Origin of the sequence: Bacillus sp. FSL K6-0138 (assembly GCF_037982765.1) — a bacterium.
GTDB lineage: Bacteria > Bacillota > Bacilli > Bacillales > Bacillaceae > Bacillus > Bacillus glycinifermentans.
On sequence record NZ_CP150286.1, the window covers coordinates 354,972 to 381,423 of the forward strand.

At 47.9% G+C, this 26,452-nt stretch carries 23 protein-coding genes, 1 pseudogene and 1 other annotated feature (1 of these 25 running past the window's edge); of the genes and pseudogenes, 17 read left to right on the forward strand and 7 right to left on the reverse strand.

All coding sequences use genetic code 11. The annotated features are described in order from the left end of the window. Positions 1 to 114 (forward strand) — a binding site (T-box leader) (it extends 145 nt beyond the left edge of the window). 96 nt (positions 115 to 210) lie between these two features. The 8 genes from MHB78_RS02150 (at position 211) to MHB78_RS02185 (ending at position 6,958) form a co-directional block, all read left to right on the forward strand. Then, positions 211 to 372 (forward strand): tryptophan RNA-binding attenuator protein inhibitory protein, encoded by a 162-nt coding sequence (locus MHB78_RS02150; protein WP_046129116.1) that lies wholly within the window; start codon positions 211 to 213, stop codon positions 370 to 372. A gap of 16 nt (positions 373 to 388) precedes the next feature. Further along, a complete protein-coding gene (locus tag MHB78_RS02155) occupies positions 389 to 1,327 on the forward strand; it encodes a DMT family transporter (RefSeq protein ID WP_046129030.1) in 939 nt (312 codons plus the stop codon). Positions 1,328 to 1,477: 150 nt separating this feature from the next. Beyond that, the gene (locus MHB78_RS02160) at positions 1,478 to 2,542 is read left to right on the forward strand and encodes an SEC-C metal-binding domain-containing protein (protein ID WP_046129029.1); all 1,065 of its coding nucleotides are present in this window, start codon (positions 1,478 to 1,480) and stop codon (positions 2,540 to 2,542) included. Between the two features lie 147 nt (positions 2,543 to 2,689). Beyond that, positions 2,690 to 3,406 carry a lantibiotic protection ABC transporter ATP-binding protein gene (locus MHB78_RS02165; RefSeq protein ID WP_046129028.1) on the forward strand — a complete coding sequence of 239 codons (717 nt, stop codon included), beginning with the start codon at positions 2,690 to 2,692 and terminating at the stop codon, positions 3,404 to 3,406. Next, positions 3,403 to 4,143 (forward strand): lantibiotic immunity ABC transporter MutE/EpiE family permease subunit, encoded by a 741-nt coding sequence (locus MHB78_RS02170; RefSeq protein ID WP_046129027.1) that lies wholly within the window; start codon positions 3,403 to 3,405, stop codon positions 4,141 to 4,143. The genes MHB78_RS02165 and MHB78_RS02170 overlap by 4 nt, the downstream gene beginning before the upstream one ends. Continuing rightward, positions 4,140 to 4,910, forward strand: coding sequence for a lantibiotic immunity ABC transporter MutG family permease subunit (locus tag MHB78_RS02175; RefSeq protein WP_046129026.1), 771 nt, complete (start codon positions 4,140 to 4,142; stop codon positions 4,908 to 4,910). Before MHB78_RS02170 ends, MHB78_RS02175 begins: the two co-directional genes overlap by 4 nt. 21 nt (positions 4,911 to 4,931) lie before the next feature. Then, on the forward strand, positions 4,932 to 5,594 hold the full coding sequence (locus tag MHB78_RS02180; RefSeq protein ID WP_046129025.1) for a response regulator transcription factor: 663 nt from the start codon (positions 4,932 to 4,934) through the stop codon (positions 5,592 to 5,594). Beyond that, the gene (locus MHB78_RS02185; RefSeq protein ID WP_046129024.1) at positions 5,585 to 6,958 is read left to right on the forward strand and encodes a sensor histidine kinase; all 1,374 of its coding nucleotides are present in this window, start codon (positions 5,585 to 5,587) and stop codon (positions 6,956 to 6,958) included. The genes MHB78_RS02180 and MHB78_RS02185 overlap by 10 nt, the downstream gene beginning before the upstream one ends. 27 nt (positions 6,959 to 6,985) lie before the next feature. Here MHB78_RS02185 and MHB78_RS02190 read toward each other — a convergent pair whose 3' ends face one another. Beyond that, positions 6,986 to 7,888 (reverse strand): LysR family transcriptional regulator, encoded by a 903-nt coding sequence (locus tag MHB78_RS02190; protein WP_046129023.1) that lies wholly within the window; start codon positions 7,886 to 7,888, stop codon positions 6,986 to 6,988. Positions 7,889 to 8,006: 118 nt separating this feature from the next. On the opposite strand from MHB78_RS02190, the gene MHB78_RS02195 reads away from it, so the two are divergent. The 3 genes and pseudogenes from MHB78_RS02195 (at position 8,007) to MHB78_RS02205 (ending at position 11,309) form a co-directional block, all read left to right on the forward strand. Further along, entirely contained in the window at positions 8,007 to 8,426 is a 420-nt protein-coding gene (locus tag MHB78_RS02195) for a tautomerase family protein (RefSeq protein WP_046129022.1), read from the forward strand. Next, positions 8,410 to 9,150 (forward strand): annotated as a pseudogene (locus tag MHB78_RS02200) (SDR family NAD(P)-dependent oxidoreductase). Before MHB78_RS02195 ends, MHB78_RS02200 begins: the two are co-directional and overlap by 17 nt. 80 nt (positions 9,151 to 9,230) lie before the next feature. Next, on the forward strand, positions 9,231 to 11,309 hold the full coding sequence (locus MHB78_RS02205) for a class I SAM-dependent methyltransferase (protein ID WP_046129021.1): 2,079 nt from the start codon (positions 9,231 to 9,233) through the stop codon (positions 11,307 to 11,309). Positions 11,310 to 11,345: 36 nt separating this feature from the next. On the opposite strand, the gene MHB78_RS02210 is transcribed toward MHB78_RS02205, so the two are convergent. Continuing rightward, on the reverse strand, positions 11,346 to 12,419 hold the full coding sequence (locus MHB78_RS02210) for a DUF5105 domain-containing protein (RefSeq protein WP_046129020.1): 1,074 nt from the start codon (positions 12,417 to 12,419) through the stop codon (positions 11,346 to 11,348). A gap of 501 nt (positions 12,420 to 12,920) precedes the next feature. On the opposite strand from MHB78_RS02210, the gene MHB78_RS02215 reads away from it, so the two are divergent. The 4 genes from MHB78_RS02215 to MHB78_RS02230 all read left to right on the forward strand — a co-directional run bounded on the left by MHB78_RS02215 (position 12,921) and on the right by MHB78_RS02230 (position 17,368). Continuing rightward, positions 12,921 to 13,088: a hypothetical protein gene (locus MHB78_RS02215; protein ID WP_157759321.1), complete on the forward strand. Its 168-nt coding sequence runs from the start codon at positions 12,921 to 12,923 to the stop codon at positions 13,086 to 13,088. Positions 13,089 to 13,470: 382 nt separating this feature from the next. Next, a complete protein-coding gene (locus MHB78_RS02220) occupies positions 13,471 to 14,640 on the forward strand; it encodes a M20 family metallopeptidase (protein WP_046129019.1) in 1,170 nt (389 codons plus the stop codon). 168 nt (positions 14,641 to 14,808) lie between these two features. Beyond that, positions 14,809 to 15,933: a type II asparaginase gene (locus MHB78_RS02225; protein ID WP_046129018.1), complete on the forward strand. Its 1,125-nt coding sequence runs from the start codon at positions 14,809 to 14,811 to the stop codon at positions 15,931 to 15,933. A gap of 74 nt (positions 15,934 to 16,007) precedes the next feature. Beyond that, positions 16,008 to 17,368 (forward strand): IS3 family transposase gene (locus tag MHB78_RS02230; protein WP_099047013.1). Its coding sequence is split into 2 segments (ribosomal slippage): positions 16,008 to 16,479 and positions 16,479 to 17,368, totalling 1,362 coding nucleotides; the frame shifts between segments, so codons are not numbered across the junction. Between the two features lie 49 nt (positions 17,369 to 17,417). On the opposite strand, the gene MHB78_RS02235 is transcribed toward MHB78_RS02230, so the two are convergent. After that, positions 17,418 to 17,870 carry a GNAT family N-acetyltransferase gene (locus MHB78_RS02235; RefSeq protein ID WP_046130855.1) on the reverse strand — a complete coding sequence of 151 codons (453 nt, stop codon included), beginning with the start codon at positions 17,868 to 17,870 and terminating at the stop codon, positions 17,418 to 17,420. Between the two features lie 102 nt (positions 17,871 to 17,972). Here MHB78_RS02235 and MHB78_RS02240 point away from each other — a divergent pair, with 102 nt between their 5' ends. Further along, entirely contained in the window at positions 17,973 to 19,466 is a 1,494-nt protein-coding gene (locus MHB78_RS02240) for an amidase (RefSeq protein WP_046130856.1), read from the forward strand. Positions 19,467 to 19,502: 36 nt separating this feature from the next. On the opposite strand, the gene pepF is transcribed toward MHB78_RS02240, so the two are convergent. Both pepF and MHB78_RS02250 read right to left on the reverse strand, forming a co-directional pair. Then, the gene (pepF, locus tag MHB78_RS02245; RefSeq protein ID WP_046130857.1) at positions 19,503 to 21,323 is read right to left on the reverse strand and encodes an oligoendopeptidase F; all 1,821 of its coding nucleotides are present in this window, start codon (positions 21,321 to 21,323) and stop codon (positions 19,503 to 19,505) included. A gap of 114 nt (positions 21,324 to 21,437) precedes the next feature. Continuing rightward, a complete protein-coding gene (locus MHB78_RS02250) occupies positions 21,438 to 21,707 on the reverse strand; it encodes a GlsB/YeaQ/YmgE family stress response membrane protein (RefSeq protein WP_046130858.1) in 270 nt (89 codons plus the stop codon). A 197-nt stretch (positions 21,708 to 21,904) separates the two neighbouring features. Here MHB78_RS02250 and MHB78_RS02255 point away from each other — a divergent pair, with 197 nt between their 5' ends. Then, positions 21,905 to 23,620 (forward strand): serine hydrolase, encoded by a 1,716-nt coding sequence (locus MHB78_RS02255; RefSeq protein WP_046130859.1) that lies wholly within the window; start codon positions 21,905 to 21,907, stop codon positions 23,618 to 23,620. Between the two features lie 46 nt (positions 23,621 to 23,666). On the opposite strand, the gene MHB78_RS02260 is transcribed toward MHB78_RS02255, so the two are convergent. After that, complete coding sequence (locus MHB78_RS02260) at positions 23,667 to 24,995, reverse strand: (Fe-S)-binding protein (protein ID WP_046130860.1); 1,329 nt, start codon at positions 24,993 to 24,995, stop codon at positions 23,667 to 23,669. Continuing rightward, entirely contained in the window at positions 24,992 to 26,404 is a 1,413-nt protein-coding gene (gene glcD, locus MHB78_RS02265) for a glycolate oxidase subunit GlcD (RefSeq protein ID WP_046130861.1), read from the reverse strand. Before glcD ends, MHB78_RS02260 begins: the two co-directional genes overlap by 4 nt. Between the last annotated feature and the right edge of the window lie 48 nt (positions 26,405 to 26,452).

Genomic DNA, 26,452 nt, shown 5'->3' on the forward strand with positions numbered 1-26,452 from the left:
CTCTCCGTTATTAAGAGAAACATATCGAAAAGGGGTATTCCTTTTCTGTATGTTTGCTAAGCGAATCGTTGATGCGATTAAAAAAGGTGGTACCGCGAGACCCTCGTCCTTTTGTGGCGAGGGTTTTTTGTGTTTTTAAGGAGGTGATGGCCATGGAAGGAGACTGGCCGACGTGGCCGTTTCATGTCAGATTAAATGGGGGTGAACATTGTGGTGATCGCAACAGACGACTTGGAAATCACCTGCCCGCATTGCGGGGGCAGCGGCGAGGAAGACCGGCTTCCATGTCCGAAATGCTCGGGAAAAGGCGTCATCCTGACGGCACAGGGGAATACGCTGCTGCATTTTATTAAAAAACATATCGATGAATAAAGGATGAGTATGAGAAATGAAACGAGCTGAGGGGAGCGTAGTTGAGCAGAGCGGCGTTCAGGCCGCTGCGGGGATATGTTTTATGGTATTTGGGACGATGTGTTTTGCATCAAAATCCATTTTTGTGAAATGGGTTTATGAACAAGGCGCATCACCTACTGCGGTTTTATTATACAGGCAATTGATTGCAGCGCCGCTGTTTTGGATGATATGTTTCCTTTATCGTTCAAAGCTGCCGCCGAAACCTCAAAAAAGGGAGATCATACAAGCTTGCACAGCAGGTCTGCTTTGTTTTTTTCTGTCACCGCTGCTTGATTTTATCGGGCTTCATTATGTATCGGCGATTGTCGAGCGGATGCTTTTGATGAGCTATCCGATTTTCGCATTGATCCTGTCTGCACTGGCGAAAAAGAAAATAATGCCCATGCGCGATCTCATCGCCATTCTTCTTGTCAACGTCGGCCTGTTTTTGGCTGTCGGCGGCTGGGATTCACAGCTGGTCAAGGCGAATCTGTTTGGTGCGTGTTTGATTATTTTATCAGCGGTCGTTTATGCCGCCTATCTCGTTGTATCGGGCAGCCTTGTCCACCGGATCGGCGGCATTCGGATGAATGCTTACGGAATGTCAGCGGCGAGCGTTTTGATGGTCGGATACACGGGGGTCCAAGCGGCCGGAGACGAGCCGGTCAACCTTGTTTCCTGCGATCCTTCACTGTACGGTTTGTTCGTCATCATGGCGGTCGTAACGACGGTCATTCCTTTTATGCTCATGCTTGAAGGCATCAAGCGGATTGGAGCGGAACGGGGTGCCGTCATTTCGATGGCTGGACCGGTAATTACGATTTTCTTCGGTGTCTTGTTTTTGAACGAACACCTGACTGCCATTCAGTGGGCCGGATGCTGTCTTGTGCTGCTGGTGATTGGTTTTCTGGAATATCGAAAGATAAAGAGATAAAAAGCATCGTTCAAATCGGACGGTATTTTTTGCCGTATTTCAAAAAATTTACGATTACGCTAAATCCTTCTCTTTTTCATTAACAATTTCCCACTCTCCAAAGTTTTGATAAAATATATAAGTTGTAGTATATGATACGGAGGTTTAATCGTGGGAAAAGTGAAGAGAAACATGCCTTGCCCTTGCGGCAGCGGGCTGAAATATAAAAAGTGCTGCGGCAATACGAAGGCGGAATTTCCGGCCGTTGTTGTGCAAGAGCTGAAACAGATTCAAAAAGATGTTATGGAATTCGCGTTTACAGAACATAAACAAACGATTGATCAATTTCTCAATCAATATTCTTTTCTGTCAGATTTGGATGAATCGGCGCAAAAAATATGCGTCTTTAATTTAGGAGTGTGGGGAGTATTTTCCCAGCCGCTTGCAGAGGGCGGCCTGACGATCTTTGAGGATTATTTGCGGCAAAAGGGCGCTGCCATCCTCAGATCGCAAACGAAAGAAGCCGTTCAATCCTGGAAGCATCTGGAGCCGGCTTTGCTGCAGGTCAAGCAAATCGCCGATGGTGCGGTTCGTTTTGAAGATGCGGTCTCAAATAAAGAAGTCACGATCAAAATGAGCGTGAAAAGAGAGGGGCCTTTCATCGGCGAGTATGTGCTCGGCTTTCCGATTCAGCTCGGCGGGCATACGGAATTCTTCCTGCAATTTACGATCTATCCGCGGAAGATGGCGGAAGCGATCAAAAGCAAGGTTTCAGAAGAGCTGGAACGCTTTACGGGTGAAGGCGGCGCAGCAGAACGGTTTATGAGGGAAGATTTTCATCGCCTGCTGATGAGGCTCTGCCAAAAAGAAGAGCCTGCATCAAAACCTGCTCCCCGGGAGATCGAATGGGCGAACGATATGGAAAGAGAAACCGCGCTCGTCCTTGAAAAAGGCATGCTTGAAGCGGGACATCCCGAAACGTTCGTTTCTTGGGCGATCGGCGTATGGAAATCGTATTGCGCCAAAAAATCCCCGAGCATTAAAAAAACCGAGGCATTCGCGGCTGCATTGGAGTACTTCATCAATACGATATCCAAATCGGAAAAAGCGGTATCCCAGGCGAAGCTTGCGAAAAAGTACGGCGTCAGCGCTTCGACCGTCTCGAACCGTTTTAAAGATATCGAAGCCGCATTAAAAGATGACCTTGATCATCATCTTGAACTGATGCCTTCATGATACAAAAAACCTTCCGACATGATCGGAAGGTTTTTTGCGTTTTCCCAGTCTTGATTAAATCTTGATAAAAGCATCTTACAATATCAAATGACACCATGTGGAGCGCAGCCGCTCCGAAATCAAAGAAATACGGGGAGAGGAAAAGGCATGGGAAACATCCTGTTGGAAACGAAACATCTCAAAAAACAATTTGGCGGAAGCACAGTGGTGACAGATGTCTCGCTTACAGTTCAAAAAAACAGCATTTACGGACTGCTCGGTCCCAATGGCGCCGGGAAGTCAACAACTCTGAAAATGCTGACCGGAATTTTAAAACCAACGTCAGGGGAGATCTTTTTTGACGGCCATCCATGGAAAAGGTCTTTTTTACAAGATATAGGGTCTTTAATTGAATATCCGCCTCTTTATGACAATTTGACCGCATATGAAAACGTAAAAGTCCACGCAACACTAAGGGGTCTTGCACATGACAGAATCGAGAAGGTGCTGAAAACCGTTGATATGCACCATGCCGGAAAAAAAAGAGCGGGACAGTTCTCGATGGGAATGAAGCAGAGACTCGGGATCGCAATTGCCCTTTTGAATCATCCGAAGCTGCTTATTCTGGATGAGCCTACTAACGGACTGGACCCGATCGGCATACAGGAACTGAGGGAGCTCATCAGGTCATTTCCGCGGGAAGGGATCACGGTTATCTTATCAAGCCATATTCTTTCAGAGGTGGAGCAAATCGCAGATCATATCGGCATCATCAGCGGAGGACGCCTTGGGTACCAGGGGGAAATCGATAAGAAGGACGATCTTGAGCGGCTCTTTATGGAAGTCGTAAAGTCAAACCGTGAGAAAGACGGTGGAGATCAATGATCGGACAATACATAAAAGCAGAGCATCTGAAGTTTAAACGGGCGTTTGCGAGGAAAGCCATTGTCACCGTTCCTTTGATCAATATATGTTTCTCCTTTTTGATGAACGCCGGCTTTTTCGTCACGGGTACATTCAACTGGTGGTCGATCATTTTTATGCCGATGATGATCGCATTGATGTGTGCATCATCACACCAAAAGGAGAAAAAAGCGTCCAACTACAACGGCGTCTTTTCGGCACCGGTCGACTTGAAAACGATGTGGTATGCAAAAGTGGCGGTGATCGCAATTTATTCATTGGCTTCGCAAGTCATATTTTTAGGTTTCATGTATATGATGGGGTTTGTTATTCCGCAACTTGCGACTGTCAATTTGGCCATTATCACAGCCAGTCTGCTGCTTTGGGCCGCCACGCTCTGGGAAATTCCGTTCTGTCTGTTTCTCGCGAGAAGGTTTGGATTTGCCGCTGCCGTTACGGTCAATTTATTAGGCAGCTTGATTCTCGGCATTATGTCGGCTTCGAAATCTTTATGGTGGTTAAACCCGTGGAGCTGGTCGATCCGCATGATGTGTCCGGCGATCGGCATACATCCGAACGGCTTGCCGCTTGAGAATGGCGATCCCCTGCATAGCTGGGCGGTCGTTCCTCCGGCGGTGCTGCTTGCGGCTCTGTTGTTTGCAGTCTTGATGATCGTGACAAAACGTTCGTTTTCACCAACGGGGGGTGGTATAAAGTGAGGCTGTTTTTGAGGTGCCTGCGGGCAGATATCCAAAAAACGAAGCGCACCTCTTTTATGTGGCTGCACCTTTTGATTCCGTTCATTTACGCAGGGATTTTTCTGCTTTATTTCTATTCGAAAGACCCGGGCCCGTTTGATTTATATCAATCGTATATGACGTTGATGGCGGTTGCATTGCCGTTTCTCATCAGCATCATGTGCGGGACGGCTGCCCAACTCGAAGAGCATGCCGGAAAATTTCAAGTGCTCCTGGGCGCAACGTCTGTAAAGCTGACTGCGTATGTCAGTAAAATCGCCCTCCTCCTTATGATGAATGCGGCATCCGTCTTTTTGGCGATTGCAGTCTACCTGGCCGGGCTGACGTTTGTCTTAAAGGTGCCCGATCTTCCGTATGCTCTTTTTTGGGAAGGCGGGGCATGGCTGTTCGCCGGATGTGTGACATTGTATATGCTCTATTTTTTGGTCAGCTGTGTGTTTGGAATAGGAGCGTCCGTTCTATTGGGAGGCGCCGGCTTTCTTATGACGGCTCTGATGAATACGGGGCTTGGCGACGTGATATGGAAATACAACCCGTGGGCATGGGGCATCAGATTATCAGGCCTTTCCGGAATACGTTATTTTGGGAAAATCGACGCCGAATATATGCCGTTATTCGACCGGGAAATGAATACGGGAATATATATGATGACGTTTGTTATAATGGCTGTATTCATCACCAGCATCCTATGGTTTATCCCCTGGGAAGGAAGAAAGGCTAATGAATAGTGATAAAGGGTGGATTAGCAAGTGGCGAACATTTTGGCGGTAGACGATGATAAGGATATTCTGGTCCTCATTCAAAACATTTTGCGGCGGGATCAGCATCTGGTTCATACGCTGGATAGAATAAACAGAGAGTCTCTCGACGTTTTCGGAGGATACGATTTGATTTTGCTCGATGTCATGATGCCCGACATTGACGGATTTGAATTATGCAAGCTCATCCGTCCGATCGTAGACTGTCCGATTATATTCCTTACGGCGAAGACGGATGAAGAAGCAGTCGTAAAAGGTCTCATGACGGGAGGGGACGACTATATTTCGAAGCCGTTCGGCGTTCTCGAGCTTAGCGCAAGGGTCAATGCGCATTTAAGAAGGGAGAATCGGGAGAAGCACGAGAGAAGGCGGCTCATTTCCGGGTTTTTGTTTCATTTTGACAGCAAGGAAGTATTTATTCACGGTCAAAAATTAAACCTGACGAAAAACGAATATAAAATATGCGAGTTCCTGGCCCAACATAAAGGCCGGACCTTTTCGAGAGAACAGATTTATGAAGAAGTATACGGGTTGGACGGCGACGCTTTATACTCTACGATCACCGAATTCATCAGGACGATTCGAAAAAAATGCAAAGAACATCATGAGGATCCCATTAAAACGGTGTGGGGCGTAGGATACAAATGGGAATAACGAAAAGAAAAAAGACGCTGCGCAGAGAACTGATTGTATACATGATCACGCTATGTTTAAGTTTAGCCGCCGTTACCTCCCTGTATCTGTTTGTCAACACAATGGGAATGAATGCGGGTCTGATTGATCCGGCGAATGATAATGAACATAAAGCGGAAAAGCTGAAACCGCGGCTTCAGGAAGCAAAACAGGTAACAGGCAGCATGATCCCGGATACGATGTCATACGCCATTTTGGATAAGAAATCGAAGCGGAAAACCGCGGGGACGATAAAAGAGAAAGATTTATATATTGTGAGGAAAAAAATAGAGAACAAGCCGTATGTAAACTTCAAGCAAAAAGGCTATCTGATCATCGACCGAAAAGACGAATATTGCGTTTTGGAATATTCCTTGCGGGCTGAATTCCATTCTCCATTATTGAGAAAGTATCTTCCAAACTATGAGCTGACGAGCATTTGCATCCTGGTTATGTTGATCATCACGGTCATTTTTATTGTGACAACGCATTTTGCCAATCAATTAAAAAGGCATTTCGACAAATTAAACACGATAACGGAACAAATCAAGGAACAGAATCTGAATATTTCACCGGAATACTCGAATTTCAAGGAATTTGATGATGTCATTGAATCTCTTATCGAGATGAAAAATGCCCTTCAGGCATCTCTTGAGGCGCAATGGCACATGGAAAAATCGAAAAACGAACAAATCGGCGCGCTTGCTCACGATGTGAAAATCCCTATGACGATTATTAAAGGAAATGCGGAACTGCTGGGTTTATCATCACAAAGCGGGGAGCAGTCCGATTATATCGGCTATATCCTGAATGCCGCAATTAAAATCGAGCAATATATCGATCAATTAATCCATATATCAAAAACAGAGGAAGCGTTCCGCGCCGATCTGAAACGCGTTCAAGTGAAGGAGCTTGTAAACAGCGTGATTCAGGAAATGACGGCATACATAGGAAGCAAAAGCGTTGAAATCGTGCGGACAGAACACAACCTTGATTCGCAAGAGGCAACAATTGACCGCCAGCTTCTTCAGCGGGCGCTGATGAATATTCTGTCAAACGCGGCCGACCATTCGCCTGACGAAGGGAAGGTTTATTTTGAAGCAGCCTGCCGGCGAGACTCCCTCACTTTTACGATCACGGACAGCGGGAATGGCTTTACTCCTGAAGGGCTGAAAAAAGCGGCACAGCTTTTTTACATGGAGGATAAAAGCAGAACATCAAACGGACATTACGGAATCGGCCTTACGTTTGCCCTTAATGTCGCAAAACTGCATCAAGGCGATCTGGTGATCAGGAATGCGGAGACGGGGGGCGGACAAGTGCAAATAACGATCCCGCTAAATTAGGCGTAAGGTTGGGAAGGGCCTTCCGGATCAATTCGGAAGGTCCTTTTTTTGTCTTTGAAGATTTTCTTTTAAACATTGATAAAGCTTGGCTGCCGCGTGCTTCAGAGGAAATGCCGACGTTTTGCAGAGGATGCCGAACCTGATGGCAATCGGATTGTCAATGAGGTCGCGGACCGTAGTTCCGGCAGGCGGGGAGGACGCGATGCTTTTTGGAACGAGGGCGATCCCGAGTCCTGCGGCTACATAGTTTTTCAATGCGGTCATGCTGCCGACTTCCATTGTGTTCATTTGGCTCCCGGGCAATTCCTGAAAGGCGATTTCGACTTTTTTCCGATACGTACAGTTGTGGGCCGTGATGAGCAGGCGATGCTCTCTGAGATCCTTTAAGCTGACGCGCTCATGTTCTGCCGCAGGGTGTCCTTCGGGCAAGAGCACTGTCAGCTCTTCCGCGAAAAGCGGTTCAAAATAAAGGTCTGTTCCGATCGCCGGCGTCGAGCAGACGGCGAGGTCGAGGTTCCCTTGCAAAAGCCGTTCCGCGAGCGGCGCCGAGTTTCCGATTTCGACGGATATCCGGATCTTTGGATGCTCTGCTAAAAATTCTCCCAAAATCCCGGGCAAAAGGCGGCTTGCGATCGGTTCCACCGCCCCTAGGCGAATGCTGCCGGCTTCACCGAGCAATAAGTCAGACATGTTGTTTTGCAGCTGCTCGATCTCTTTGACGATATGCCGGCTTTGATCAAAAAAGAGCCTGCCGGCTTCCGTCAGCCTGAATGTTTTTCCCCTTTCCAGCAGGCGGACTCCGAGGTCTGTTTCGAGTTTTTGAATTTGCATCGTCACGGTGGACTGGGCGTAATTCAGCTCTTCCGCCGCCCGAATGAAGCTTTTGCAAGTTACGATTTTATGAAACGTCTTTACTGCTTTCATATCCATGTTCAAATTCCTCCGATATGGGGTTCAATAAAATTGAACATATCGTTCAAATGATTCAATTATACTAAACCATAAAAGGAATATATACTATAAATCAAACAAGAGGAGGGATGATCACATGCCGTTTGTCCGAATTGATCTATTAAAGGGCAGAACAAAGGAAGAGCTTCGAACGATCAGCCGCTCTGTTCATCAGGCGATGACAGAGACGATCGATGTGCCGGAAGACGACTACTTTCAAGTGATTACACAGCACGATGAAGAAGAATTTTTCTTCGATCCGGGCTATATGAACATCAATCGAACGAAAGATCTGATTTATATTCAAATCACAATGAAGCAAAGACCGATCCAAAAAAAGCCGGCATTGTATCGACGCATCGCAGAACACCTGCACAGCGGGGCAGGCATTCGGGTGGAGGATGTCATGATTATCGTGACAGAGAATGTGAAAGAGAACTGGTCGTTTGGAAATGGGATTGCACAGCTTGCATCAACAACCGGGGAAGGGGCGGATCAAAATGGATATTCAAGATAAAACGGCACTCGTGACGGGAGGCGGCACCGGAATCGGACGGGCTGTATCTCTTAAACTGGCAGAGCGCGGGGCTGCGGTTGCGGTGAACTATTCACGTTCAGAAGCGGAGGCGGAAGAAACGGTCCGGATGATCGCTGAAAGAGGAGGACGGGCGATCGCCGTTTAAGCTGACGTTTCCCGGGACGATGAAGTCCGGAATATGATTGAAACGATCGTACGGGAGTTCGGAACTGTCGATCTCCTCGTCAATAATGCAAGCATCACCCGGCATATTCAGCTTGACGATTTGGAGGCCGCTTCGGATGACGTCTGGGATGTGCTTTATGCTGTCAATGTCAAAGGGATGTTCCACTGTGCAAGGGCGGCGGCCCCGCTGATGAAAAAAAACGGCCGTGGTGCCATCGTTAACGTCGGAAGCATTGCCGGATTGACCGGATCAGGGTCTTCGCTACCGTATGCCGTATCAAAAGCGGCAGTTCACGGTCTTACGAAATCATTGGCTCATGCGCTTGCCCCGGAGATTACGGTTTCCAGCGTAGCGCCGGGAGCAGTGGCCACGAGATGGTGGGAAGGCAGGGAAGAAAAAATGATGCAGCTTACCCGCCAGATGCCTTTGGAACGGCTCGCTTCCCCTGAGGACATCGCCAAGCTCATCTGTGATGTACTTGAGCAGGAGGCCATGACGGGGCAGATCATAACCGCAGACAGCGGACAGACGCTGTAAACTATGTGTATTTCGCCCTATTTCTATATGAAACTATTTACCCTATGATGGTTCTTATAGAATAGAAAGAGGGAAGCTACATGAGACGTCTGCAATCTTTGGAAGCAATCGAAAAACTGAAAAATGGGGACCGGCATGTTTTGCGGCATGCCGAATGGTTGAAATATCTTTTTTTGACGGAGGAGAAAAACGTCAATCTGGAGCGCGTTCCTTCATTGGAAAAGATGCCTTCCAATCCTGTTCTTCTCTATGTTGAAAAGACGCTCTGCATATTAGAGCAAGCCGATATCCCGGAGAGGGAAAAGGCGATTATTGAAGAGGTCCTTATCTGGAGTGAGACGGCGAAATGCGGGCAGCCTCATAAAAGAAAGGAATGGCGGGACAAAGGGTTTCAGCTCGCGATTCATAACATCGGCTCAGCGCAAATCTATGCAAACCGAAGCCGGCCGTTTTTGGCTGACCGGCAAGATACGGAGGAGCTTGTCTACCTGTTGATTTTGACGCACGGGCTTGTGGGGCAGTACATTCGCGGGGAATCGAGATACCGGCAGCTTGAGCCTCTGATCGATTGGATGGAAGCATCAGGACAGGCGGACATCGATATGAAGAGGGTGCTGTATGTTTTGAACAACTGCATTATCGCCGGCGTGTCGGCTGCGCTTTGGGATTCGGTCAAACACGATGTGAGCGAGGTCGTGGCGCAGCTTTCGGAAGGTGAGCGAAAAAGAGAGCTGCCGTTTGCAGAAAGGCTGAAAAAGCTGCGCCAGCAAGCGATTGATATGGGAGAAGACGGAAGCCGCTATGAGCCGTATTTGACAAAGCACTCGGCAGAAAACGCCCTGCGGCGGCTTTTTGGACAGGTCGACTTATGGTATGTGGAGTCAGCGCTGTCCTCTTTCAGCTTTGAAGAGTTCGTCAAAATCTTCCTGCTCATCCGCCGTTCCGTCAATCCCCTGTCTGTCAGGCATATCAGTTTTGAACCGCTGATGAAGGATATTTACCGCGACTATCAAGGCGTTCGGCATACGAATATTTATAAAAAGCGGATTATTGAAGCTTATTTGAAAGAAATGTCTGTCACAGACCTGCTTCGCGGCGAGGCGCCTGTTAATGAACACGTTTCTTTAGCGGTTCAGCCGTTTGACGCCGCTTCGGAAATCATCGGTGTCACCTTTTCGTTCTCAAAGGCCGGGCTGAAGCTGATTGAGTTTTGTCAAGAAGCTGAGAAATCGCCGTTATACGAAAGGGCGATCGTACTGCTTTACGACTTTTTTGAGTTTCGGAAAGATTCATTTGACCGCCTGCAAAACGAGCAGGCTTACTTGTCAGATATGAATGGCGCTGAAGATTATAAAAAGAAGATTGCCGATTATGCCGTCGGGGAAAAGATGCTCGATATCGGCGCAGGCGGAGGCGTTATGCTCGATTTGCTGACGGAGTATCACCCCGAGGCTGAAGTGATCGGAATTGATCTATCGGTCAACGTCATTGAAGAACTGCAAAAACGGAAGGTCCGCGAGCATAAACCGTGGAAGGTCAAGCAGGCCGATGCGCTGGATTTGCCGGAGTATATCGAAAAGGAGAGCGTCGATACGATCGTATTTTCATCGATTCTCCACGAATTGTTTTCATACGTTCCTTATGAGGGCAGAAAATTCAATCACCGGGTCATTTCCCAAGCTTTAAAAAGCGCGTTTGAAGTGCTGAGGCCAAAAGGCAGGATCATCATCAGAGACGGCATTATGACAGAGGACAAGATGGCGGTGGTCCGGATTCGCTTTAAAGATCCAGACGGAATGGCTTTCTTAAGAAGATATGTCCGTGACTTTAAAGGACGGCAGATAGAGATTCTTGAGATCGAGAAGGATGCGGCTGTACTTTATGTCAATGATGCGATGGAATTTCTCTATACATATACTTGGGGGGAAGAGGCGTATCCGCATGAAGTCCAAGAGCAGTTTGGCTATTTCACGCCTTCTGAATATCGGGCCTGTATTGAGAAAGAACTGGGCGGACGTGCGAATATCCTTGTTTTTGAGCATTATTTGCAAGCAGGGTATGAGGAGCATCTCATTCCCAAAATTGAATTAACAGAAGTGAATGGGGAGGAAGCTTCTTTGCCTGACAGCACTTGTTTTATTGTCATTGAAAAACGATAGCAAAAAAAGCACCTTTTTTCGGTGCTTTTTTTGCTGTTAGTTTTTAAAGAAGCTTGAGAAATAATCCTCGGTATCATAATCAGTAAGATCAAGCTGCCATTTGCCGTCTTTCGTCTTCTTCATCGTGATTTCAACGGTTTTATCGTTTGAGGCGGTTTCCACTTTTTTGAGCTCTTCCGCCATGGCATCGATGGTAGGGTTGATCAGTTCTTCCCGGGACATATAATTTTTACCGCTGTCTTTCACGTATTCTTCCATTCTCTTTTGGACTCTTTTTTGCGTATCTGAGCTGTCGATTGGTGTAATGGTTGCTTCGACTTTTGCTTCTTCGCTGGTCATCGTTTTTGTAACCGCTTTGACTTTCGCTTTATCTTTGTAGGCGTTTTGGATGGCGCTGATCAGTTTGTTCAGTTTCTTTTTATCGACATCTTCTTCATTATAGATGCCCATGGACTTGATAAGGGATTTTTGGCCGCCCTCAATATAATCGGTGACGATTTCCCGTTTGTTTTCGCCGGTCAATTTTTCGAAATCTTCATTATCCTTGCCGAAGAGCGTGATGTCTGTATAAGCAAGCAAAGCTTTTGCCGGGTCGTCAAGCTTTTTAGCAGACTCCAGCATGGCGCTGCTGCCGCCGTCTATTTCAAATTCAATCGGTTCGATTTTTTCGTCGCCATACGTTTCAGGCGCATATTCGAGCTGATACTTTTCCCCTTTTTCAACTTGGTAATACAGATATCCGTCGACTGATTTATCGGAGTTTAGCGTTGCAGTCGTTAATCTTTCATTCTGAGCATCATAAATGTTTACATCAGTCACTTTAGAATCGCCATGATAAAGGTTGAACGATCTGCGGGTGACGGATAATGGCTCTTTTCCCGTGTTTTTTACGGACACTTTCACTTTTAAAATCAGTTCACCATCAGCTAATTTTGTTGTTGAATCATCAGGGAGCGTATATTCTGTGCTGAGTATTTTGATCTCTGCGTTATCCGCTTTTTTTGCTTCGTCTTTGTCAGCGCTTGCACTTTTGTTCCCCCCGCTGCATGCGGCAGAAAATACGGCTACGATCATCAAGAGCAACATTAAATAAAACTTTTTATTACGCATGTCTATCTCCTTTTTCTATTATTTTTTCATTGTCATGCAACAAAAGGCCGACGTCGTTATGATGTATAACTTACTCAAGTCCCGGTCTTTTTGTTTGTCAAACAGTGAAATTATGATTATATAATTTCCTTTTTTCTGAGTTTCTTCTGCAAAATAGAAACAACAGTACTCATTTTAAGGTTTGGAGAATCATTGTGAAATAGGTTATAAATCCTAATTTTGGACGCTTTGTTTCAGGTTTAGGCATTCCCAAAAAGTTTGACTGGGTGAAAAAGACTATAACAAAAGGATTACCTTTAGATGAAATAAATGGAATCCGAAAAGTAGTTCTGATACGCGAAAATTGTCTGAAAATCTTGAGAAATCAGAGGAAACATTGAAAAAAAGGGAATGGTATTTCGAAAAGACAGTTGGTGATTCAATAGTCCTGAATTCAGGCGGAAGGCCGTTTTGGGTGAAAAGGACGGCTCGGGGAAAATTTAAGGTTACGTTAAGGAACGAGTGAAAAGCCGGAGGGGCTTTCACTTCATCCCGGTCATCAACGCGATGGATGGTCGCGAGCAGCCAGCCGGCGGTCAGCTTCCAGACGAACTTGATCCAGCGGTCGTACGGAATGCTGCAATCGCGAGCATCGCCATCAGTACGCCTGGAATCGGGATGATCATATAGAAAATGATGTCGGCCGATTGCATCATTCCTTCCGATACGGCTTTGAATACGCGAAAATACCCCCGGCGGGTGCGGCGTCAGTACGGGCTGTAATTTCCCTGGGCGATCACGGTGCGGCCGTCTTGTTCCGTCCGTTCAAACTTGCCTGAAGGGATCAAGAAAGACGCAAAAGCGGCAAGGATGATGAAAGAAAAAATCCAATACATACGAGTGCGGAAATTGGAAACCCGTTTTTTCGGAAGGATTATTGCTCACGTGGCTGCTCTCCTTTATAATGTATTATTATTCATTTAAATATATATTTAATCATTTTTGATAGATCACAGTCGCTTGTCAATTCCTTCGTAAGATTAGGAATCAAAAACAAGAAGGGGGCACCGCCATGAAAAGCCAAATTGAAAAAGAAATTGAAAGCATCCGGCAAGATTTATTTCACATCAGCCAATACATCGGCAACCATCCTGAGCTGGGGCATGAAGAATTCAAAGCGTCAAAGATCCTGTCAGAAGAATTAAAAAAACACGGGTTTGAAGTAGAGCTTGGCACATGCGGCCTTGCGACGGCATTTACAGCCGTATATGACAGCGGCCGCCCCGGACCGGCGATCGGGTTGATGGCGGAATATGATGCGCTTCCCGACATCGGCCATGCCTGCGGCCACAACCTGATCGGGACGATGGCCGTCGGGGCCGCCATCGGCATCAGCAAAGTGATGGCGTCATGCAGCGGCAAAGTGTATGTATACGGAACGCCCGCAGAGGAAACAAAAGGCGGCAAAGTGACCATGGCCGAGCAGGGGGTCTTTGACCATCTCGATGCGGCCATGATGGTTCATCCATATTACAGACACGAAAAAAGCGGAACATCGCTGGCGATGGATGCAATTCAATTTGAATTTTTCGGGAAAGCCTCACACGCAGCGGGAGCGCCGCATGAAGGAATCAATGCGCTTGATGCGGTGATTCAGACGTTCAACGGAATTAATGCGCTCAGACAGCATATTCTTCCTGATGCAAGGATTCACGGCATCATTCCCGAAGGCGGGAAAGCGGCCAATGTCGTTCCCGACTATGCGGTGGCCCAGTTCTATGTCAGGGGGGCGGAACGCAGCTATGTCAACGAACTGCTCGAAAAAGTGAAAAACTGCGCCAAGGCGGCTGCTCTGGCAATGGGCGCCCGTCTTCAAACATCTTTTTACGAGCTTTCCTATGACGATTTGAAAACGAATCAAGCCCTATCCGACATCTTTACAAAAAACATGATCGAATTAGGCGTCGAACCGGATTCGATCCACGAAAAAGCGGATGGAGGAGGCTCGGTTGATATGGGAAACGTCAGTCAGATCGCCCCGTCGATCCATCCGTATGTACAAATCTGTGATGAACCGTATGCATGCCACACGCCGGAGTTTCGGGAAGCGGCCATGAGCAGCAAAGGGTTTGAAGGCTTGATGCTCGGTGCGAAATCGATGGCGTTTACCGCTTATGATTTGATGACGAATGAGGAGTTTTTGAAAAAAGTAAAAGAAGAATTTAGGCTTTTAAAGCAATAGCAAAAGGGGAAAACAAGGGGAGTTTTCTCCTTTTTTTTTCGAAAGGATAGAAGAAAATCTACCATAAGATTAGACAGAAAATTTATAAAATTTACACTGGTATTAAAGGGAGGCAGAAGGAGAAAATACAAAAAATACGCTTACATACAGCAAGGGGAGATCAAAACCATGATAAAAAAACGAATGCTGATGATTGTATTAGGGCTGTTGTTGATCACCGGGTGTTCGAGTTCGAATGAGCCGGCAAATGAATCAAAGGCTGAAGCGAAGACGGAAACTGCAGCAGCCAAAACGGAACAAAAACAGAAAGGTCTTCCCAATATAGAAATTTTGGCAACCGGCGGAACGATTGCGGGAGCAGACAAGTCGAAAACGTCAACAACCAATTACAGAGCAGGTGCAGTAGGCGTTGATGCGCTGATTGAAGCTGTGCCTGAAATGCAGGATATCGCCAATATCAGCGGTGAACAGATCGCAAATATAGGCAGCCAAAATATGACGAATGAAACATTGCTGAAGCTGAGCAAACGCGCCAATGAGCTGCTCGCTTCAGATGATGTCGACGGAATCGTGGTCACCCACGGCACCGATACACTGGAAGAAACGGCTTACTTTTTGAATCTCGTCATAAAAAGCGATAAACCGATCGTCGTCGTCGGATCGATGAGGCCTTCGACCGCAATCGGAGCGGATGGTCCGTCCAATTTGTACAATGCCGTCAAAGTGGCCGCAAGCAAGGAAGCGAAAGGGAAAGGAACTTTAGTCGTCTTGAACGACCGCATCGCTTCGGCTAGATATGTGACGAAAACGAACACGACGACGCCTGATACATTTAAGTCGGAGGAAATGGGCAATATCGGCGTTATCGCAGGCGACATTTATATCTTCAATGACATCACGAAAAAACACACAAGGGAAACCGATTTTGACATTTCAAAAATCGATAAGCTGCCGCAGGTCGATATTATTTACGGGTATCAAAGCGATGGACGATATTTGTTTGATGCGGCGCAAAAAGCTGGTGCAAAAGGAATCATCTTCGCGGGCAGCGGAAACGGTTCAATCTCGGATGCGGCGAAAAACGGCGCAGTTGCCGCCGCAAAAAAAGGCGTGGCCGTCGTTCGGTCGAGCCGGACGAAAAACGGCGTTGTCACACCAAGCCCGGAGCTTGAAAAGAAAAAGCTTCTCGCCTCCAATTCGCTCAATCCCGAAAAGTCGCGAATATTGCTGATGCTTGCGCTGACGAAAACGAATGATCCTGCAAAAATCCAGACATACTTTAACGACTATTGATCAGCAAAAAGCTGCCGGAGTGAACTGCACCCCAATTGTTAGACACCATCTAACAATCGGAGGTGCAGTTTTTTATGGCTAAATTTACAGCTGAGGAAAAAATACAAGCGGTCAAAAGGTATCTTGCGGGTAGGGAAGGGCATAAAACAATCGCCAGAGAGATCGGTGTTTCGTCAGGTGTGTTTCAGGTATGGATTCGCAAATACCATTACCATGGAGAAAGTGCGTTTCAAAAACTCTATACAACCTATTCTGTAGAAGATAAACTGAAGGTACTTCACTATATGATCGAAAATGGGACGTCGATCCGTGAAACAGCCGCCATCTTCAATATTCAAGCACCTTCTACGGTGGCTCAATGGCAGAAACTGTTCGAAACCGGAGGAATCGATGCCCTAAAACCGATGAAAAAGGGGCGGCCGTCAATGACAAAGAAAAATCAAAAAAGAACGAAGAAACAAACACCGCAAGAAGGATCAGTGGAAGCCATGCAGGCTGAAATTGAACGTCTGCGAATGGAGAATGCCTACTTAAAAAAGTTGAATACCTTAGTTCAAAACAAGGAAAAATTACAAAACAAGAAAAGGCCCAAGTAGTATTTGAACTAAGGACTGAATTTCCGGTAAAAGCCCTGCTTAAACTGGCTGGAATTCCGCGCAGTACGTATTATTACTGGGTCAAAACCTTCGGTCTTCCAGACAAAGATGCCAAATTAAAAACACTGATTCAATCGATTTATCATGAACATAAAGGCCGTTACGGGTACCGCCGGATACGCGACGAGCTTAAAAACCGGGGATATCAAATGAATCATAAAAAAATATATCGCCTCATGAAGGAACTGGGGTTGAAATGTCTCGTACGGATGAAAAAATACCGTTCGTATAAAGGAGAAACCGGCACGGTGGCACCAAACAGGCTAGAGCGGAATTTCAAGGCGGAAAAGCCGAAGATGAAATGGGTAACAGATATCACGGAATTTAAATTATTTGGGGAGAAGCTCTATTTATCGCCAATGCTTGATTTATTTAATGGCGAAATCATTGCTTATACAATTGGATCCAGGCCAACGTATTCATTGGTATCCGAGATGTTGGAAAAATCATTTGAACAGCTGACAGATAAAGAAAATCTGTTGATTCACTCCGATCAGGGCTGGCACTATCAAATGAAACAGTATCGCCACGCCCTAAAGGAACGAAATATTATTCAAAGTATGTCTCGTAAGGGAAACTGTTACGATAACGCGGTCATTGAAAGTTTCTTTGGTATTTTAAAATCAGAGTTTATCCATTTCAACGAATTTCAAAGCATCGAGCATTTTAAACAAGAGCTCGTAACATATATCGATTACTATAATCACAAACGGATCAAGGCAAAATTAAAAGGCATGAGCCCAGTACAATACCGGATTCATGCCAGTCATGTTACTTGAGAAAATAAGCTGTCTAACTTTTGGGGGTCACTTCAGAGCCGGCAGCTTTTTATATGTCCATCGATAAACGGATCATATCGATGCAGGCGATGCCGTTTTCGTAAATGGGCTCTTGATAATGCCTGATAAAGAAATCGCGGTCAACGCCTGTAATTCTAAATCCGCATTTTTGATAGAGCGCCAGCTGTGAAATGCTTGAATTGCCTGTGCCGATTTCGATCGTTTTAAAGCCCTGGGATTTTGCGGTTTGCAGGGCATGCTTAATTAACGCTTTTCCGATGCCCCTGCCTTGCCATTCTTCGGTCACGGCAATGTTGACCAGTTCAGCCGTTTCCGGCCTTGTCGGAATCAAAACGTAGACGCCGATGATCTGCCGGCCGGCTTCGGCTATATAGCACTGTCCTCTTTTGGCGTAGTCTTTCACCAATTTCTCCGAAGGGTCCGCAGACAGCAGCAAATCCAGCGGCAGCGGGCTTTCTGAAGGAAGTTTTCTGATTTTCATACAGCATTCTCCTTTTCCTTAATCATAGTCAAACCATTGAATTCCCGGGACGGCTCGGGCAAAATAGTAAACACAAGCGAACCGAGAAGAGAGGGAACTGGCATGAACGTATCTGAATATATGGCGCATGACGCCGTTCGTTTATCTAAGCTTATCAAAAAAAAGGAAGTATCGGCGAAAGAATTGGTTGAGGCTGCTTTTGCGCGTTTGGAAGAAGTAAACCCGCACCTCCATGCGGTGATTCGGACGAGAAAAGAAAAAGCAGTCAATGACATCAGCCGGATTGATATTTCCCGGCAGCCGTTTGCCGGCGTACCCATCCTTTTAAAGGATATTTCGCAGGCGGTGAAGGACGAGCCTTTGACGGCCGGTGCAAAGCTGCTGAAAGACTATATTCCGAAGCGGGATTCAAATTGGGTCGCCAGGCTGAGGGAAGCCGGCTTCTTGTTTATCGGGCATACGAATACGCCCGAATATGGACTGAAAAACATTTCTGAGCCTGAATTGTACGGGCCGTCAAGAAACCCTTGGAATGTTGCGCATTCGCCGGGAGGCTCAAGCGGGGGATCGGCAGCTGCGGTCGCATCGGGAATCGTGCCTGTGGCGGGTGCGAGCGACGGCGGAGGGTCCATCAGGATTCCGGCTTCTTTTACCGGGCTTTTCGGATTGAAGCCGACCCGGGGCAGAACGCCTGTTGGGCCCGGAGCAGGAAGGCAGTGGCAAGGTGCGTCCATCGATTTCGCCCTTTCGCGGACCGTCAGAGACAGTGCCGCTTTGCTCGACATTCTCCAGGTTATCCAGCCTGAAGCTGCTTTTCAAGCACCGTTATTTCCCGGAAGCTATTTGGAAGATATGAAAAAAGGGGCTGAGAGCCCTTTGAAAATCGCGTTTTCTACAGAGTCCCCCGTCGGGACGCCTGTTAGCGAGGAGGCAAAACGCGCTGTCCGCAAAACCGTCGCATGGCTGGAAGCCCAGGGGCATCATGTTGAGGAACAGGCGCATGACGTCGATGGCCTCCGCTTGATGGAAAACTATTATTTGATGAACTGCGGAGAAATTTCAGCGATGATTGCAGGGATGGAAAAAACGCTCGGAAGGCCGATTACCGCGGAGGATGTTGAAATCGTCACATGGGTGCTGAATGAAGCCGGCAAAAAAGTGACGGCAGCGGAGTTTACGGCAAGCCTCGCTTCATGGGACAAAGCGGCCGCACAAATGGCGGCATTTCATCAGAAATTTGACTTGTACGTTACACCGGCAACGGCTTACCAGGCTCCGAAGGTCGGCGAGCTGACCCATACGCAAAAGGAAGCCGAAGCGCTGATGAAGGTAAGCGGCATGGAAAAAAGCGACCAGCAGGCGCTGGTATATGAGATGTTTTTGAAGAGCCTCACATACACACCGTTCACACAGCTTGCAAACCTGACCGGGCAGCCGGCGATGAGCGTTCCGGTGCATCTTACAAAAGACGGGCTTCCGCTCGGTGTTCAGTTTATGGCGCCAAAGGGAAAAGAACATTGGCTGCTTCGGATGGCCCATGCATTGGAGCAGACGGATTTATGGATCGGCATGAAAGGAAATCCGATGTTTGCTTAAAGGAGACTAAAAAGAACGGCCGGAAATCGGCCGTTCTTAGTTTTTCTCATAAAGCGCTTCAAGCTCATCGACCAGGGAGCCGACATATGCGACAGCCCGGCGGATCGGCTCGTCCGTCGACATATCGATGCCTGCCTCCTTTAAGAGGTCGAGCGGTTTCATCGTTCCGCCGGCTTTCAGGACGTTCAGCCATCTGTCCACCGCAGGCTGGCCTTCTTTTCTGATCATTTGCGAGACGAGCGTTGAGGCTGTCAGCTCTGCCGAATATGTGTAAGGGTAAAGTCCCATATAGTAGTGAGGCTGGCGCATCCATGTCAAGCTTGCTCCTTCGTCAAGCTCTGCGTCGTCGCCCCAGAATTCGGAAAGCACTTCCATTGTTTGTCCGGATAAAACGGACGCGGTAAGAGCGGCTCCCTGCTCAGCCATTTGATAGACTCTGCGCTGGTATTCCCCTTCAAGCAGATGGGTGACGAAATTATGATAATAGGTTCCCATCAGCTGATTGATCACCCAGCGCTTCATTTTCAGATCGTTTGTTTTCGAGAGAAGGTGCTGGGCGAGAAGCATTTCGTTCATGGTCGAAGGCGCTTCAATGAAATAGCGAGACGGGCGGACGTTCATGATTCTCTGGTGTTTGTTTGCGAAATGAAAATGGCCGGCATGGCCGAGTTCATGCGCAAGGGTAAAGACATCCCGCATCGTATCCGTCCAGGTCATCAGGATGTAAGGGTGAACGCCGTACGGACTTGAACAAAACGCTCCAGTTGATTTGCCGATATTGTCGGCCAGGTCGACCCATCTTCCGGTCAAGGCCGTTTCCATGACTTGTACATATTCAGTCCCCATCACGCGCAATGCCTCAATGATCATGCTGCGCGCTTCCGCAAAGGAGGTTTTCGGTTGAAATTCATGATCCAGCGGGGCCTGCAAATCGCAAAAACGCATTTGATCAAGGCCCAGCACCCGTTTTTTCAGGCGAGCATACCGGCGCATATGCGGCCGAAGCTCATTTTTAATGACATCAAGCTGATTATGATACATATCGAGTGTCACGTTTTGCGGTTTCAGAAGCATATGGGTAACCGATTCATAGCCGCGCAGCCGCGACAGGCTGACCTGTTTTTTGACTTCTGTTTCATAGACTGCGGCAATCGTGTTTTGATACAGTTTCAATGTATCGGCAAAGGAGTCGAAGGCTTTTCTGCGAATGTCCGTGTCGGGAGAAAACATATATTTTCCCTCGTATAAAGCAAAGGAGTTGGCCAGCTCATGTCCGTTTTGATCTTCAATCGGAGCGAAGCGCATGTCGGCGAGCTTCGCCATTCCAAAAATTTTATAGGGCGCCTCATGCACTTCGCCCAATGCGGCCAGCGCTTCTTCCGTTTCCGGCGAGAGCTTGTAGGTTTTTCGTTCCAGCATCTCTGTCAGCATTTTCCGGAAAGGCCCGAGTCCTTTTTCGCTCTTTATGTAAGCTTCAATTGCATGCTCGGGAAGGCTGAGAATTTCTGACTCGATAAATGACAAGGCTGTATTGATTCGCGCCTGCAGCGCGGCTGTTCTTGAGGCGTTTGCTTGGTTGACTGGATTCGTGAGATCTTCGGATTTTTTGAGGTGGGTATAGGTCATGGCCCGGGTCATGCGTTCCATGAGCTTTTCCTGCAATGTTAAACATTCTAAAAGGGTTCCTGCTCCTTCGTGAAGCCTGCCTTTATAAGCGGCAATTGCCGGAAGGCCGCGTTCAATCTGAAGCAGTTCCGCTTCCCAGGCTTCATCTGAGGGGAATAAATCCGTCAGCTTCCATGTCAGCTCTTTCGGCACTTCTGAACGTTTCCATCTTGTTTCCGCCGTTTTTTCCAATATACGTCCTCCATTTCAAATCATTTCGTATTCCTAATTAATTATATAAGAGATGGAGGGTGAATGAAATCAATAAAAAACGACGGCTTTTGACCAAGCCGCCTTAATATTGGTTTATTGGGCGCCGCTTTTTCTGCCGCCGGTGCTTCTCATAATCAGGCTGACGATAAAGATCAGGATGATCGCGCCAATCAGGGCAGGGATGATATGAAAGCCTCCGACTGTCGGGCCCCACCGCCCCAAAATCGCGGATCCAAGCCATGAACCGATAAACCCGGCGATAATATTGCCGATGATTCCTCCCGGCACATCCCTTCTGATGATCAGGCCCGCAAGCCAGCCTAAAATACCTCCGATAATTAAAGACCATATAAAACTAAACACGTTTATAAATACCTCCTTAGGTTTCAGCGCGTTTTTTGCTTTCAACGTTAGCTTCTGAAATCTTTTAAAAAATATACAAAATTTTTCCGAATGACCGGGTATTGAAACCATTCAGGAAATCAAACGTATGACCTACAGGACGGATTTTTACACATCAGGAAAAGACACGGGATCCAGGCAAAGAGAGGAGCTGTCATATGAAACATTCACGAAAAGAATGGAAGGGCTTTCGCAGTTTTGTTTTGCAAAAAATGAAGGAATGGAACGTGCCCGGAGCGGCGATCGCGGTGGTAAAGGACGATGAGGTCATCATGGCGGAAGGCTTCGGTTTTAAGGACAAGGAACAGAAATTAAAAGTGAACCCTGAGACGGTGTTTGCGATCGGATCGGCGACGAAAGGTTTCACAACCGCCGGTATGGCGATTCTGGCCGATGAGGGAAAAATGGATTGGGATCTGCCGGTCAGGGAATACCTTCCCGAATTCAAGATGCATGACCCGGTTGCGACCGAACGGCTGACTCCGCGGGATTTGGCATGCCACCGTTCAGGCCTGCCGAGGCATGATATGATGTGGTACAATTCCCCCTTTTCCAGGGAAGAGATATTTCAGCGGCTTCGTTATTTGGAGCCGAATCGCGATTTCCGGGCGAAATGGCAATACCAGAATCTGATGTTCATGACGGCGGGCTATTTGACAGGGAGAATCGCCGGAACGACGTGGGAGGATTTTATTCACGAGCGTCTGTTCAAGCCGTTGAATATGAAGTCAAGCAATTTTTCGGTGGAAGACATGCAGAAGCTTCAAGACTATGCGCTTCCGCATCAGGAAAAAAACGAAAAAATTGAAAAAATGCCTTTTCGCAATATTAATGCAATCGGCCCCGCCGGTTCGATCAATTCGAATGTGCTGGATATGGCCAATTGGGTGCGGCTCCATCTCGGCAGCAGCAAATTCAGCGGGATTATATCGGAGGGAAGCCTCAATGAGCTGCATACGCCGTGTATATCATGCGACCAAATGTTCAAAGAGAATGAGTTTCCGATGGCAGGCTATAGCCTCGGCTGGTTTGTCGAGCCTTACCGGGGACATCATATGATTCACCACGGGGGAAATATCGATGGCTTTTCATCGCTGGTATGCTTCATGCCTTACGAAAACATCGGCGCCGTCATCCTGACGAATTTAAACGGCAGCGTGCTTCCGAATTTGCTTGCCTACAATATCTTTGACCGATTGCTCGGCCTTGATGAAATCGACTGGAGCGGCAGACTGAAAGGCGAGACGGAAAAGATCAAGAAAGCGGCCTTGGGAGTGGACCGGTCCGCCGATATCAGCAGAATCGAAGGAACGGAGCCTTCGCATGCTCTTGAGGACTATGCCGGAATTTATGAGCATCCGGGCTACGGAGAATTGAAAATAGAGCTTAAGGACGGAGCATTGCAAGCACTGTACAATTCGTTTGTCATGCCTTTGCAGCATTACCATTACGATACATTCGAAATGAAACTGGAACTTACCGGGGCGACGATGCTGTCTTCGTTTGACGCCGATTTGCACGGATATATCAGCAGCTTTTCTGTACCGTTTGAAATGACGGAAGGTGCGAAGGAAATTGAATTTATCAGAAAGCCTGATCAGCAATTGTCCGATCCCGAATTTCTCGAATCGCTCACCGGGAAATATACGCTGGAAGACGGGACAGAACTGGCCGTTTCCCTTAGAGGCGCGAAGACTCTCTGGGTTTCGCTGCCCGGACAGCCTGATTACGAGCTTGTTCCATACCGCGAGATGACATTTCAAATCAAAAATCTCCAGGGATTCAGCGTGCGCTTTGAAGCCGACGATTCCGGACAGGTGAAGGGCCTTCGGTTTATACAACCGAACGGCGACTTCCCTGCTGTCCGGAAATAGCGGCAGACACGTTTCGATTTATTTCCCGAGAAATATACACGAGACGCTAACTTGGCTCTCCTGCGGCTTCTAATAATAAGTCTGCGAGATGGACGGCTCTCACCTCGTTTCCAAGGCCTTCCCGTTCAATGCCTAGCTTCATTTGCAGCAGGCAGCCGGGATTTGCGGTGACGATCGTTGCCGCTTTGGTCGCTTTTGCCGCCTCCATTTTGGCGTCAAGAATTTTCATCGACATAACTGATTCGACAATATTGTAAATTCCAGCTGAGCCGCAGCAGCTTTCCGCATGTTTCATTTCCCTATATTCAGCGCCTTTGATGCCGCGGAGAAGCTTTCTTGGTTCAGCGGAAGTTTTCATCACATTCCGCAAATGGCATGAGTCTTGATATGTCACGATTTGGCTCGGAAGCTCGAGGGGGTTTTGCCCGAAATCCAGTTCCAGAAGGACGGAGGAAAAATCCCTCAGCTTTTGTGAAAAAACCTTTGCCCGTTCCCGCCACTCCGGCTCATCCCTTAGGAGATGCTCATACTCTTTTAAAAACGCCCCGCAGCCTCCCGCATTTGTTACGATATAATCTGCGTTTATATTCTCGAACGCCCGGATGTTCCGTTTGGCCAACCCGACGGCCTGCTCCTTCTCACCGCTGTGCCCGTGAAGGGCGCCGCAGCATGCCTGCTGCTCGGGAATGACGATCTCGCATCCCGACAGCCGGAGGAGCTTAATGGTCGCCATATTTGTATCTAAAAACAACGTATCCATCAGACAGCCTGAGAAAAAAGCGGCCCGTTTCCTGCGCTTGCCGATCGGCGGAAGGAGGTTCGGGCGGCTCTTCAGCCGCTTCAGATCCGGCACTTTAGGCAGAACGCTTTCCATTTTTGCGAGGTGATCGGGCAGCATCCGCAGCATTCCTGATTTCCGAACCGCACTCTGCAGCCCTGAACGCTGATAGATGCCGAGCATCCCGGTCAGCGCCCGAACGCGGTTTTGGTGCGGGAAAAGCCCTTTAAAAACTGCATTGCGAAGCATCCTTGCCGGAAGACGGTGTTTTTTATTTTGCTGAATGATGTCCCTCGCCTCTTCTAATAGGCGGCCGTAGTTGACGCCTGAGGGACATACGGGTTCACATGCCCGGCAGCCGAGGCAAAGCTCAAGGGAACGTTCGACATCTTCGTCAGGTTCAATGACTCCATCTGCGACGGCTTTCATTAAGGCGATGCGCCCGCGGGGAGAATGGCTTTCCTGAAAGCCTGATTCTATGTAGGTCGGGCAGGAAGGCAGACAAAATCCGCAGCGCATGCAGTTCAGCAGCTCTTCTTCATCCATCCGCTCGTGAAACTGCTGCTGAATGGCCTTTTTTTCTTTTGATGTCGTCATTTTGACACCACCACCCGTTTGCGGGAATCTTTTGCGAAAACCTTGCCCGGATTCATAATGTTGTTCGGATCAAAAGCTTGCTTCACTGCTCTCATTGCATTCACTCCCGCTTCGCCGAGTTTAAGTTCGAGATAAGGGGCTTTCATTTCGCCGACGCCGTGCTCGCCGGTAATCGTGCCGCCAAGCTCAACGGCTTTTTTGAAAATGTCGGCAAAGGCCCGTTCGACCCGTTCCATTTCCTCTGTGTTCCGCACATCTGTCGTGCATGTCGGATGAAGGTTTCCGTCTCCCGCATGGCCGAACGTGCAAATGGTAAGATCATATTGTTCGGCAATGCGGTTGATCGCTTTCACCATGGCGGCAATGGCTGACCGGGGAACCGTGGCATCTTCCAGGATGGTGGTCGGCTTTAAGCGGGCCAAGGCGGAAAGCGCAGCGCGCCGGGCGTTGCGGAGGTCTTCAGCTTCCGCTTCTGTTTTCGCCGTTTGCACGGATACGGCGTTCCCCTTTTTGCAAATCTCTTCAATAATGCTGATGTCACGGCTGACGGTTTCTTCTGCGCCGTCCTGTTCGATCAGAAGGACGGCTTTGGCGTGAACCGGAAGGCCGATTTTGGCGAAGTCTTCGATGACCTGAAGAGTAGGCTGATCAAGAAATTCTAGTGTTGTCGGAATGATTTTGCAGGCGACGATGTTGGATACGGTCTTGGCTGCGGAATCGATATCTTCATAGAGGGCGAGGACGGTTTTCTTTGTTTCAGGAGCCGGGATTAATTTCAGTGTCGCTTCGGTGATGATGCCCAATGTCCCTTCAGAGCCGACAAACAGGCGCGTCAGGTCATAGCCGGCAACGTCTTTTGCGAGCTTTCCGCCGGTGCGGATGATATCGCCGTTTGCCAGCACTATTTCTAAAGCCATGACATAATCGCGGGTCACTCCATATTTCAGGCCGCGCAGCCCCCCTGAGTTTTCGTTGATATTTCCGCCGATCGTCGAAATCTTCATTGAGCTCGGGTCAGGCGGATAAAACAAGCCTTTTTCTTCTGCTGCTTGTATCAAGTCAAGAGTAATCACACCGGGCTGGACGGTCATGGTCAGATTTTCTTCATCGATTTCCAGGATCTGATTCATATGCTTGAACAAGAGGACAATCCCGCCTTCGGTCGGGCATGTGCCTGCGCAGAGATTGGTACCGGAGCCGCGCGGCACAACCGGAATGCGGTGGGTGTTGCAAAGCTTCAAAATGCGCGACACTTCATCGGTGCAGCGCGGTGCGACGACCGCATCAGGCATTGATTGGTATTGCGGCGTCGCATCATAGGAATAGACAAGGCGTCCTGCATTCGAATCATCATAGTTTTCCGGGCCGACGATGTTCATCAATTGCGATTTGATTTGTGCAGATATCATCAGTCATCACATCCTTTACCAACCATTATACAAAATGAAACGCTTTCA

Excerpts from the sequence above, each read along its gene's own strand:
- MHB78_RS02210 (WP_046129020.1), bottom strand. The coding sequence starts at position 12,419 with ATGCGTAATAAAAAGTTTTATTTAATGTTGCTCTTGATGATCGTAGCC.
- MHB78_RS02165 (WP_046129028.1), top strand. The coding sequence starts at position 2,690 with ATGGGAAACATCCTGTTGGAAACGAAACATCTCAAAAAACAATTTGGC.
- MHB78_RS02255 (WP_046130859.1), top strand. The coding sequence starts at position 21,905 with ATGAAACATTCACGAAAAGAATGGAAGGGCTTTCGCAGTTTTGTTTTG.
- MHB78_RS02155 (WP_046129030.1), top strand. The coding sequence starts at position 389 with ATGAAACGAGCTGAGGGGAGCGTAGTTGAGCAGAGCGGCGTTCAGGCC.
- MHB78_RS02260 (WP_046130860.1), bottom strand. The coding sequence starts at position 24,995 with ATGACGACATCAAAAGAAAAAAAGGCCATTCAGCAGCAGTTTCACGAG.
- glcD (WP_046130861.1), bottom strand. The coding sequence starts at position 26,404 with ATGATATCTGCACAAATCAAATCGCAATTGATGAACATCGTCGGCCCG.
- MHB78_RS02225 (WP_046129018.1), top strand. The coding sequence starts at position 14,809 with ATGATAAAAAAACGAATGCTGATGATTGTATTAGGGCTGTTGTTGATC.
- MHB78_RS02185 (WP_046129024.1), top strand. The coding sequence starts at position 5,585 with ATGGGAATAACGAAAAGAAAAAAGACGCTGCGCAGAGAACTGATTGTA.
- MHB78_RS02220 (WP_046129019.1), top strand. The coding sequence starts at position 13,471 with ATGAAAAGCCAAATTGAAAAAGAAATTGAAAGCATCCGGCAAGATTTA.
- MHB78_RS02235 (WP_046130855.1), bottom strand. The coding sequence starts at position 17,870 with ATGAAAATCAGAAAACTTCCTTCAGAAAGCCCGCTGCCGCTGGATTTG.
- MHB78_RS02190 (WP_046129023.1), bottom strand. The coding sequence starts at position 7,888 with ATGGATATGAAAGCAGTAAAGACGTTTCATAAAATCGTAACTTGCAAA.
- MHB78_RS02205 (WP_046129021.1), top strand. The coding sequence starts at position 9,231 with ATGAGACGTCTGCAATCTTTGGAAGCAATCGAAAAACTGAAAAATGGG.
- MHB78_RS02170 (WP_046129027.1), top strand. The coding sequence starts at position 3,403 with ATGATCGGACAATACATAAAAGCAGAGCATCTGAAGTTTAAACGGGCG.
- MHB78_RS02240 (WP_046130856.1), top strand. The coding sequence starts at position 17,973 with ATGAACGTATCTGAATATATGGCGCATGACGCCGTTCGTTTATCTAAG.
- MHB78_RS02195 (WP_046129022.1), top strand. The coding sequence starts at position 8,007 with ATGCCGTTTGTCCGAATTGATCTATTAAAGGGCAGAACAAAGGAAGAG.